The organism is Chryseobacterium viscerum, from assembly GCF_025949665.1.
GTDB classification, from domain to species: domain Bacteria; phylum Bacteroidota; class Bacteroidia; order Flavobacteriales; family Weeksellaceae; genus Chryseobacterium; species Chryseobacterium viscerum_A.
The window spans coordinates 1238770-1251231 of the sequence record NZ_JAPDFT010000001.1 but is presented as its reverse complement, the minus strand read 5'-3'; the positions used below and the strand labels follow the sequence as shown (position 1 = coordinate 1251231).

The following is a 12462-nucleotide window of genomic DNA, read 5'->3' as shown; positions in this document are numbered from 1 at the left end:
CTTTGAGGTTGGATTAACTACTTTTTGTTGAACTTCGGAATTGCCCCATTCTGGCGCGAGTGTCTCGCTTGTGTCCATACATATCTCATTAAGTTTACATACATTTCTAGTATTTCGGACTATCATCACCCTAATTTTCCAATACTATATAATATCAATGAATTAAATTAAATTTCTGTCATAAAAATAATAAAACTTATATTATTAAAGTGTTCTCAATACGAACAATCCCTGTAAACATGCAAGGTTCGTATAAAAGCAAGCTAAAAAGAAAAGAATGAAGTAATGAGCAGACTGAAAAATTGCTTGATAAATAAGGGACTTAATAAATTATAACCCTCTAGCGTAAGTTTTTCTCTATACTGGAAATGAATAAAACCACTGCGATTGCAGTGGCTTTTATTTTATCAACTCAAAATCATAGACTTTGTAGCGGGTTTTATATTTGTGGACACGAGCGAGACGCTAGCGCCAGCGGGGACTCTTTTAAGAGGAGATTATATAAATAATTCTCCCAGAAATAGCCAGGAGCTGGAATAGAATCTAATTTTCTTTTTACGAAAACATTTTTATCAATTTTTTCTTTCAGTGTTTTCTCATTATCACTAGAATTTACTGGTATAGAAACATATAATCTATTATTATGTACATTACTATTTAAATATATTACTAAAAATTTTTTATCCATATATTTACTATATTCATCTACAGATAAGTTTCCTGTACTACATACAGATTTATATTTTTTACCTCTAGTATAAACAAAATCATGTCCAGATCTTCCAAATGCTTTTATATCCTTCATTGTACCTATCGCATAATTCCCTTCTTTTTTATACAAATTTTTATAATTATTTATGAAATAATTATTAACTACGTATAGTCCTATGAAGAAAATAAGAAATATTAAAAAAGTATATTTTCTAAAAAAATTCATCGTTAAATTTAATTTCTGCCATAAAAAATAATAAAACTTATATTATTAAAGCGTTGTCAATACGAACAATCTCTGTAAACATGCAAGGTTCGTATAAAAGCAAGCTAAAAGAAAAGAATAAAGTGGTAGCAGACTGAAAAATTGCTTGATAAATAAGAGACTTAATAAGTTATAACTCTCTAGCCTAAGTTTTCCTCTATACTGGAAATGAATAAAACCACTGCGATTGCAGTGGCTTTTATTTTATCAACTCAAAATCATAGACTTTGTAGCGGGTTTTATATTTGTGGACACGGGCGAGACGCTCGCGCCAGCGGAGGACAGCCTCTTCTTTATTATCTGCCACACGATACAATCGTGCGGGAGCGGGGGGAAAACATTCCCTCCTGATCATCAATAATATGAAATGTAAAATTATTAGCCGGGCATTTGCTGTAATATCGCGCAATACTCCTTTTGTGAATACTTGTAAGTTTGCTTCTTAAAATTTTAACATTTTTCACTTGCTTTTTCTCATAGAATGCGCCAGCGGGGGGGGGCGAGGTTATTCTCCTTTTTATTATAAAAATACCTTTTTAGCCCTATTAAAAGATTATAAGTAAGAGCTTAAAATATAATATTTTCATCAGATGTCGAGATTTATCCCAAGATACTACAACAAAGCCTCGCAATCGCGAGGCTTTGTTACTATAATTGTAACAGATTACAGTATTAAATTACTGAAAGGATGAAGTTTTAATCGATGAATTGTGTATTTTTAATATATTCAATTCATTGATACACTCTGTAAATTCTTTCTTCTTATTTTCCTTAAAATAAGGCAATTCTTCTATACCATTTTTAATATCACTATACTTTATTGGTAAATTATAAGTTTGCACTTTTTCTCCTGTAAAGTAATGGTTTCGAGCATAAACAATTGATTTTGGGGTATATTGATCAATTGCTAAACACTTTTCAAAAGCATTGACTTTATTTTGCCTAACCAATTCGTACCTAAAATATTCATCAGGATATTTATTCTTAAAATCTTCAATAGAAAGTTTTTTAGTGTAGAAAACCATTTCATCATATGAAATATCTTTTTCCTTGACTTTAGTATAGGAAAGACTGTCTTGATGTAATTTATAAGGACTTGTGGTAACCTCACAAACATTTTTATTATTTATTATAAAAATCCCATTGTAAAAACCTTGTTCATCGTGGAAACCGTCTTCTATATAAATCTGAGAATATTTTTTGTCAGGATTTATATCACAAGACTTTACCCCCAACAATCTAAAAACCTTATATGCTTCTGTAAGCATTTTTATTGTCTTGGGATCACTATAGGTAATAGAATTTTTATCTTTTAATAAATTTTCATTCATTTGTCTCAGAGTTATCTTTCCTTGGGAATTACACGAAGAAAATAACATAATACTTAATAATAAAAAAAAATTTTTCATTTTCAAAAGTTTATTGTTTATCTAGGGCGATTTTTGAATTTTTGCAATTTATAATATCCAGCAGCTCCAATATAATTATATCTGTTTTGCAATATTGTGCTGTTAACATTAAGAACGCTTTGAACACTAGGAGTAGGAGATATTTGACCTCCATTTGAATTGTAATAAATACTACTTCCCGCATTATCTATTAACCTTCCTTCATTATTAGGAATACAAGTAGAGCCTAAACAAATACTACCATAATTTGTTCGCAATGGTAGACCCGACTCAGCTCTTACAATATTTTCTACGTGTGTACCATATATTTCCGCTGTTGTGCTGTTAGGTCCAAATCTTGTATCGGATTGAGAAGTTACTCCTAAAGCATAGTTTTCATAAATATGCCCCATTTCATGTGCTATTGTTGTGTATAAAGGAGAATATTTAGAGTCATTACCCGAAGTAGTCCAAACTCCTTTGGTTGAAGATGTATTTAAGTCAATTATATTGCTGATACCATATTTTATTTGTGAATCACCATTAGTAGAATTAAAATAAATATCTCTCGTTTTTCCATCTTTTCCTTGTGCCTGATCAAAATATCCAATCATTGTTTTTCCTATTGAAGTATTTTTGTCTAAATGATTTAATCCTGCTATAGTCTGAACAACATAATCTGATAATTGAGTACTTGCATCAATATTGGTCCATTTACCATCTACTTGATGTTGTGTCGCGCCATTATGGTATCTGTATTGTGTTCCATTTTGATCATTAATATATATCCACTCCCCGTTTATATCAATAAATTTAGTTGGATTATTTGCTACATAACTATAAGGGGAAGTAGGAAAATAATTCTCACTGTAATTATCTAATACTCCCCAACGTCCGATATCTGTCATATAAAACCTTGCACCATAATCATACATCCCCGTCTCCTGAAGTTCTTTACCATTATATTTGTAATTCTTATAACTTCCAGATCCGAAGAAAGCATTTCCTGTTTTTAAGTGGTTCATTCCAAAAGGGTAATAATCATTAGCGTCTGTAATTTCAAGAGAACCTACGCTGTTTCTTGCATAACTTATCCTGACATTCCCCAAATGATCTTTATATTGGTAAATATACTGATCTTTCCCGTAATCATAAAAACCTTCTGCTGTAGGAAAGAACATGAGTTGAGGAGTCTTAATAGTAGTTATTCCTAAAGGAGCTGCCGGTGCTATTGCAATCCCACTTTCAGTACTGTAAGCCTGTTGTTCGTATGCATATTTTAATTTTTCAGTGATCATGCTGAGTTCTTCGATACCGCCTCCCCCATTATTGTCTGATTCGTTGCGATAATATTGAAATCCATCAAGATAATCAGTAATCTCAGTTACAGTATAACAATTGATGATTCCACACTCACTTTTGGGAAGCTTTTTCTGAAGACGAACTCCGTCTGCTCTGTACAGGTAATTATGAAGGCCAGAGAGCCCTAGGTTTCCATATTCAATCTTATTGGGAAGATTCAGATGATTATATGTAATCTTGGTTATATTTTTATCCGGCATCTGCCACATATTTCCATTGCTGTCATACTGAATCGTTCCTCCTCCACCTTCATATCCTGATGGATTATTTTTGTGGTCTTTAATGATGGATACCTGATTGGTCAGATTATTGGATCCGTAAATATATTCCAATTCATCAATGACTGTAGCGGTTGTATTATTTCCTTCCAAAGCAGCAGTACGGTAAAGGCTTTTTATATTCCCATTCAGGTCATACGCTAAGGATTCTGTATGTTCTTTGCTGTAAGGGTTCACAGGATTTTGATAATACCCTGCTGACAGTCTGTTCAACGCATCATAGGCATAACCGTATCTCTTAGGTTGTATAGGAGGATTGGCTCCTATAGATTCTACGGCTCTCCAGTCTACTTCTGCTATATTACCATTGTATTTCGCCTTTACATTTTTCCCGGAAAATAATGCCGGATCAGGATTCTCTATTCCATTCATCTGATTGTATTTGATTTCGTAGGAAAATAGCTTTCCTCCTAAATCAGGAACTGTCATCTGACCTTTATTAATATGGGTCAGCCAGCCTCTGATATTATAATTATAATCAATACTTTGAAGATTATTGCCTACTTTTTTGTTTGTAAGCTGTGAGATCTCGTTATAGCTGTTTTGTGTCAGGATTTGTTCCGGTTTATCATCTACCTGATGCTTATGAGCCAGTAATCTGTTCTGATTATCATAGTCAAAACGTTCTGTGATGGTAACTCCAGGTTCATTCGCTAATCTCTTATGAAGAGTAATCGTTTTCTTTGGTATTCCGGTAAAATCCAACTCAGATTCTGTTCTGGTATAGCCTCCTAAATGATTGATGGAATGAGTTCCAATAACCCTCCCCTTTTGATCGTAATAAGTATACTTCTTTGTCCAGTTATCATCTTCAATATTTTTTACAAAACTCATCACAGGTAAGCCTTTGGTACTTCTACCGTCAGGGGTAGGAGTTTCCGTTAAGACGGTCATATCAGGTGTATTCGCTGGCAGTGCAGGATTAAAACTATATACAGGATAGGTATCATAATAATTAACGCTTAAGACCTGGGTAACACCGGTAGGAGTCGAAAGATTAGTATAATATACCGGCATGCCGTTTAAGGTCAACCCCGCTGTAGCAGTCCTGGTTTCATATAAATTAGCATTGGCATTAACACTGTTTTGCATTGATGTCCTGTTGGCAGCATTATTTGTGATTCCGGTATAAACAGTTCTTCCAAACTGATCATATTTGGTAAAAAGCCATTGTCCTTTTCCTTTAAGAACTGTATCCTGGGTCAGGATAAGCTGATCAGCTTTATTATACACCATATATTCCCACCCTTTACCAGGTAGTTTCTTTTCTACCAGACGGCTTCTCCCGTCATATTTATACTGATAACATAAATCATTAAGGACCGTATTGGGATCTGCTTCTACAGAAGCTTTGGGAGGAATCACATAAGCCAGTTGGTTATAATCATTGTAAACATAATAGGTATCTGCATTTTCTGTAGCACTGATCACCTTTCTTACTAATACAACCTGGCCCTGTCCGTTTTTAAACTCAATGGTCAGGTTGCCGTCTTCATCGGTAATCGTATTTTTGTATAACTGTCCTATTCCATAAGAACCAGATAACGTAAGACTTGCTGTAAAAGTGGTATAGTTAAAAGTGGCTGTATATTTTTTAACCTCGCCATCTGCATTGGCATCATATCCAAATTGTACAGGTTTGTTATCCCATGCAGTTCCAACTTGTTTTTGCCCTAAAATACGGTCTAATGGTGAGTTTTCAAGAATCTTCTCTGAATAAATTTTCTCTGAACCATAAGGCGTACTGCTCACATTTGATAATGGATCAGGAATAATAGCTCCGTTAAGAGTTCCTGCCTGGGGAACAGGAAGATACTCCTGAACCTGTCTTCCGAACGCATCGTATTTAATGGGAGTGACTACATCTTTTCCCAATGGGGAAGATTTTACGTTGACGATTTGTTTAGGTCTTCCCAAGCCGTCAAAATACTGAACCGTTTCGGAGGTCTTGACATTGGCAAGTGTAGGATCTGATAAATAGGTCTTTGAATACACATAGTTTTCTGTATTGGTAAGCTGCGCCTGGGCAGTTCCCATGATAAGAATTCCTATAGGAATTATAAGTTTTTTCATGATTGTGTTTAGTTTTTATAATTGTATTTCATCTCCTTAAGCACTTTGCCATTCACATCAATCACTTTTTCAAGCCTGTTAGCTGAGTCATAAACATAGCTTTCTCTGATTCCGGATGGCGGAGTAATACTTCTAACTCCAATTAGTGGATCATAAGTATAGGTTGTGATCTGAAAGTTTGGCAAACTATTTCTGAATGTATTCAATACAGATAAAAGTGAAGTTTCATCATTATTAGCTGCTATAGAAGCATCAGTATTGGATGCATTAACAATGGAATCAATTAACGACTGTTGAATATCTGTTAATTTCGCACCTTCTATTTTAGCAATAGGCTGAGTTAGATTATACCCCCAGATGATTGCTGTGGAAACTCCATCTTTTGTTGTATATTGGATTAAATTGCCCTTAGTATCATATTTATCAAAAGTTGCTTCTGTTATCGAATTATTACTTTGAATATCGTAAGACAGTACAGAACTTGGGAATAAATTGGCAGGGTTATCATATCTTGTTTCATTCTTAGAAATAATTTTTCCTGTATCTGTTAAATTTTGTTTTTTTCTTACGATCGTTTCCAATGGAATCCCAATTATATGAGCATCTATTAGTTTTTGGTTATTCTTTTCGTAAGCGTAGTTATAGCTCGTCTCACTTATTATATCATCAGGAGAGGTTACTATTTCTTTTGTTAACTGATAGTGAGATGGATTGGCATATTCATATCTAATTACTGTTGTTGGTTCTGCTACATTTCCATTGTTGTATAAGTATTGCTTTATTGTTTTTGTATCTAGTACTCTTTTTCCAACAGAAACATAATCATTAAAATACAAAAACCTATTTGGGTTATTATCTAAGTATCCAGACACTTGTCCTTGCGCACATACGGGACTCTGATATTCGGAATCTTTTTCAAAAATATTAAAATTCCTAATTCTATTTTCTATAAGATCTATATACTTATTTTCTTCAGAATAAGTTGGCAGAAATTGAATATTTTCCTTTTTATAATCTATTTTTTTTAATAAGTTACCTTTTTTCCATTTTGGATATATAAAAGTGTTATATGTTTTATAATAATTAGCTGATGGTAGAAAATCAACTCCTTGCGAAGAATAAAAATATTCAGTTTTCCCTAAACTATTCCCTATATTATTCTGATCTTCAACATACTCTGTTACTTTATCGTAATAAACGGGTGCCCCATTATTATATCCTAATTCTACTAATGGATTCGTATTTAACCAAACCTTTTCTTTATGTTCATATCCCGCACAAATTCCCGTTAATTTATTGATTGCCTCAAGTTCTAAAGATTTGTAATAATTTTCTAATTCATACGGATTGGATATAATTTTACCTATTCCAATACTATTAGATCCAGATTTCTTCGAACCATACTCATAGGCTTTTCGCAAAACCAATGAATTATTATTATCATAACTTAAAATTGACTTTACTCTTAATCCTCCTGCTTGTTTAGGTTCAATCTGTTGTGTTGGTACTGAAGCATAATATTTATAATTACCTTGTACTGAAATAAACGGACTATTACATGGTGAAGACATGGAAGGGGGAAACGCATTATTTGTATAAAGTTCTATTCTTATTACGGAACCTTTGTGAACAGGGAAGGAAAAGGATTCAGTTTTTGGCGTGTTTGATCCTGTTGGTCCGTGTGTTATTATTTTCTGCCAACCATCAACTTTTACAATTGCTTTAGGAGCTATGAAATTTCCACCAACATTTTGTGGATAAAAGTCGGAAAAAAATACTCCGAAGTTTATAACAACATTTGCAATATCTTCTGTTACTATAAATTCTTTGATTATTTGCGGTTGTGAAATTAATTCTTGCCCTTCTGTACAATTAGCATTACTTTTGAGAGCATAATAAGTAAAACTTTTATCATAAATACCTAAACCTTGCTCCTGCTTTGATGTGAGGAAGTAATTTGGTTCATATTCATAAGATGTAGATCCACCCGTTGGATATGTAATCTTGGTTAAAATTCCAGCTTTCATATAATTGAAATTTGTTTCTCGACTATCATAATTCATTGATTCTGGAGTATATACAAGATCAGATGCTAGAGTTGGTAACAAAGTTGTGTTATTCTTTCCATTATAATATCCCCAAAAGTCGATAGATGCTGAATTTTTCGTTGGTAATTGAGTAGAATCATAATCAAAATGATATTTATTTATTAGATTATCATTCTTATCTAAAAACTTCACTCCACTAAGTTTTAAACTTTTAAGGAAAAAAGATGGTAAAGGTTGAAGATAATGATTATAATAAAGACTTGAAGAAAAACGATCAAAATAACTATTATTTTCAAGAATAATCTTTTTAATAGCAACATTATTCTTATCATAAATCGTTAGACCAGAAATTCTAGGAATATTAATTGAAGCATCAGGGTTTGTGGGTCTGTCCTGTCTATCATAAGCATAATCAAACTTTATAACAGCATCTTTGGATATTATCTTATCAATCGTATATTCTGAACTTATTTGATGATAAGCCCCATTTTTTCTTTCGGATTGTGGAGACATAATTCCTTGAGTATATGTATAAGAACGTTTCTCTATTAATGAGGCTATCCCATAATCAGAATTTTTCCTATATTTTATTTGTATTACATCTAATCCATCAGCTGAAATAATCTCAGTTAAGTGCCATGCAGAATTATAAGGTAAATAATTACTTGGCATATTTAGGCCGGGGTTTGCATTTGGATCATCTGATGGATCTGGAGTATAAGAACTTGTTATTTTATCATAAGCATTTTCATTTTGAAGACTCTTCCCGAAACGATAAATATTTCCACTTTCATCTTTTAATTCTATTGTATTAAGCGGTAAATTAGCATTAATATTTATTGGATCAATTTCAGCACTTACAAATTGTAAATTATTATTAATATAAAATTCACCTGATATTCCTGCATTTGTGTTAATAGTATAAGAATCTGTCTGTGTATCTCTATGAAGTGGAGAATAATTTAAAAATCCATAATAGCTTTTTAAAAGATCATTATTTCCTGTAGTACCAACAGGTCCCTGAAAATCAGCTATATCATTAACAACAGGGATACTTCCCCCAGTAAATAAAAACCCAAAACTACTATAATCATCAGGAACATCTTTAATATTTCTGATAATTGAACCCCCTGCATTTAAATTCCACCCCAATCCTACATTAGATTCCTCTTGATTTACCTTAATACCACTTGCATGATATGACAAACTTATGGGTAATTTAAGCTTACCACTAATGACTTCATATAATGGTACTTCAATTTTTGGAACTCCTGTTGATATGTCTACAGGATAATCTAAATATTTTCCTAAATTTGAAACTTCAGGAGCATGAACATTAGGAGTATAAGGTGTTTTATTGTTTTGTTGCGCAAAAACGCTGAACGACAATAATAATGATAGTGATAAATATACTTTTTTCATTTTCCTATTTGTATTATTATATTTTTATTAATTTAGCACTTATTCTTTTATTGTTATCAGTTCTTATAGTCACCAGATAAGCTCCCTGAACCAAAGCCTGTGTATTGATCTTAGTCACTCTGTTCTTGGTTTTTATACTTTGAAGCTGTCTTCCGCTCATATCATACAACAGAATATCAGCATCTTTAAATTCAAAGCCGATTTCTACGTAAGCATAATCTGAAACAGGATTCGGATAGATTTTGATATCATATTTTTCAATCAACTGATCAACCTGTTTATCTCCCAGTTTCACAATTTTCCAGTTTTCTTTACCCAGTTCTTCTGCGCTGGTTCCTGCCAGAACAATAGAACCGTCTCTGTTCAGCTTTAAATCTGAAAGTCTCTCTTCTTTTTGTCTGGATTCTCCTTTCACATGTTTTCTCCACTGTTCATTGCCATTCTGATCCAAATACAGCATCCAAAAAGTTTCATCATCTGTCTGTATTCTTCCTTCAGCCTGAGTATAGCCTCCTAATAGAATACCTTTGGAAGATTTGTCATCCGCAGAATGAAGAACGCTCATTCCCATCAGGATATCACGGTTCTTGAAATTGTAGGATTTCTGCCACTGCTCTTCTCCTCTTTCATTTAAAGAAATCAGCCAAAGATCTGTTCCTTCTTCCAGACCTACCGTTTTATTGCCTGATCTTTCTGATCTGGATTCTCCACCGATAACAAAGCCATTTGAAGTTAATGCTAGCGTTCTGATATGATCATCACCTTTGCCTCCAAAGTTTTTTTCCCATTCTACTTTTCCGTTTTTGTCTAACTTGACGATCCAGTAGTCTCCTTCACCGAAGTTTTCGCTTTGTTTTTGTACAGTTGTCAGTTGTCGGGTGTCGGATGTATTTTGAGGACTTTGTACATTATACATTTTACTTTGTACAGCTAAACTCCTGGAATAAATTCCCAATAAAGCTCCTCCATCTCTCGTTGGAATCATTTTCTCCACTTCGTCTAAGCCTTTTCCGCCTAAGATTAATTGGGAAAGTTCTTTTCCGTTTTTATCGATTCTGGTAATTAAGACGTCTTTAGAGCCATAAACTTTTGAAGAATTTTGAACATTGCCTGCAACAAAGAATCCTAAGTCTGTAGTTTGGATTACAGCTCTGGCTTCTTCATCTGAAGAGCTTCCTAAAGTCTTTTGCCACAATTCATCTCCGAATTCATTGATTCTGATCAGCCAGATATCTGATCCTCCTTTGGAATCCTCTTTTTTATCCAATCCTTTTCCTGAATAAGAGGTTCCGGCTAATAGAAATCCACCATCTTGTGTGGTAACGGTTGCTGATAAATAATCATGGTTTTGTCCGGAAAAGTATTTTTCCCAGGCTTCTTCACCCTGCTGGTTGAGTTTGATAAGATGAAAATCATACCCATTATTCTGCTTACTTCCAGCCTCCATCTTCCCGCTTCCTGACTGTATAGAACTTCCTGTAATCAAATATTGCTGATCAATGGTTGTGGTAATCTGGCTAAGAAAATCCTGGGTAGAGGATTTGATGTCTTTCTGCCACACCACTTCCTGAGCTAATCCCAGGACAGTGCATAAGGTAAATGCACCGATATAGATTTTTTTCATTCCAATGTTGTTTTCTGAGTTAGTAATTAGTTTATTAAAACTTCGCAAATTTAACACTTTTTAAGATGTGAAAATCACAAAGATGCGATTTAACATATATCTTACTATTTATTATTAAATTATTATCATAAAGGTATTTAATTGGTTTTATTCTGATGTAAAATTATCTACACAAGGCGACAAAACGTGACGTATTAAAATATATATTTATCCGAAAAATTAAGTTCCGGAAATAGATCGATCCTATTTCAAACATTCCAATTTATAACAACGAAAAAGCCACCCTTCCGGGTGGCTTTTTATTTTTTTGAATTTTATTTTACTGATAGATTATTTCATCATTCTTCTTGATTTGGTAGCTTTTTTTATATGGAGTTAAAACATAGCTGTCTTTAATATAAGTTCCGCTTTTCCAGATCTTTCCTTTTCCCTCTTTATTCAGAATAATGCTTTTCGCAGCTCCATCCGGAATAAAAACTTCAGCTTTTTTCATGTCTTTCGAGAAAATTATTGCCGTCATTGAGGTATAACTTTTATCTGAGTTTACTTCTTTCAGTTTTATTTTCTGATTGAAAGTCTGTATACAATTATTTTTTAATTGTGAATAGGTGTATCCTGCAGAACCAATACAACCGTGAACATCTCTGTCACCTCCTAAAACAGGAGCTTGTTTTTGTGCAAATAGTAAGGATCCAAGGAACATTGCGCTGAATAAAATTGTTTTTTTCATATGTAAAATTTTTGTTTTCTGGCTGTAGAACTAAATCCCGAAACAGGGTATTAGTTCATTCCTCGAAGGTACAAAAAAAACCACTCTTCCGAGTGGTTTTTTACTTTGAAATCTGATCTTATTGATAGATTACAATATTATCCTTTTTAAGCTGATATCCGCTTTTTTTATAAGGAACCAATACATATCCGTCTTTTTTCCATGCTTTGGCTTTACCGCCTGCTCTGGTAAGAATAATACTTCCTGTATCAGCATCTTTAATGAAAACCTCAGCTCTTTTCATGTCTTTACTGAAAATCACGGCAGCTATTGAAGTATAACTTTCTTTTGGAGCTACCTCAGTCAGCTTAATTTTCTGTTCAAAAGTTCTTACACAGTCTTTCTTGATTTGAGAGTAAGTATACCCTGCCGAACCAATACAACCGTGTGCATCCCTGTCACCACCTTTTATTTGAGTTGTTTGTGCGAATGCCAAAGAACCCAGAAACATTGTACTTAATAAAATTGTTTTTTTCATGTCGATTTGCATATAATAGTAATTACCGAGGTATTATTAAAAAT

General features: G+C 33.3%; 7 protein-coding genes. All 7 read right to left on the bottom strand.

Annotated elements, in window-relative coordinates; genetic code table 11:
- Positions 1 to 439: 439 nt before the first annotated feature.
- On the bottom strand, positions 440 to 841 hold the full coding sequence (locus OL225_RS05595) for a hypothetical protein (RefSeq protein WP_264517575.1): 402 nt from the start codon (positions 839 to 841) through the stop codon (positions 440 to 442).
- Between the two features lie 812 nt (positions 842 to 1653).
- Positions 1654 to 2385 carry a hypothetical protein gene (locus tag OL225_RS05590; protein WP_264517574.1) on the bottom strand — a complete coding sequence of 244 codons (732 nt, stop codon included), beginning with the start codon at positions 2383 to 2385 and terminating at the stop codon, positions 1654 to 1656.
- Positions 2386 to 2402: 17 nt separating this feature from the next.
- Entirely contained in the window at positions 2403 to 6077 is a 3675-nt protein-coding gene (locus tag OL225_RS05585) for a DUF6443 domain-containing protein (RefSeq protein WP_264517573.1), read from the bottom strand.
- An 8-nt stretch (positions 6078 to 6085) separates the two neighbouring features.
- The gene (locus OL225_RS05580) at positions 6086 to 9547 is read right to left on the bottom strand and encodes a hypothetical protein (RefSeq protein WP_264517572.1); all 3462 of its coding nucleotides are present in this window, start codon (positions 9545 to 9547) and stop codon (positions 6086 to 6088) included.
- 16 nt (positions 9548 to 9563) lie between these two features.
- Entirely contained in the window at positions 9564 to 11171 is a 1608-nt protein-coding gene (locus tag OL225_RS05575; RefSeq protein WP_264517571.1) for a T9SS type A sorting domain-containing protein, read from the bottom strand.
- 319 nt (positions 11172 to 11490) lie between these two features.
- Positions 11491 to 11901, bottom strand: a complete 411-nt coding sequence (locus tag OL225_RS05570) for a hypothetical protein (protein WP_264517570.1) — start codon at positions 11899 to 11901, stop codon at positions 11491 to 11493.
- 118 nt (positions 11902 to 12019) lie between these two features.
- The gene (locus OL225_RS05565) at positions 12020 to 12418 is read right to left on the bottom strand and encodes a hypothetical protein (protein WP_264517569.1); all 399 of its coding nucleotides are present in this window, start codon (positions 12416 to 12418) and stop codon (positions 12020 to 12022) included.
- Positions 12419 to 12462 lie beyond the last annotated feature (44 nt).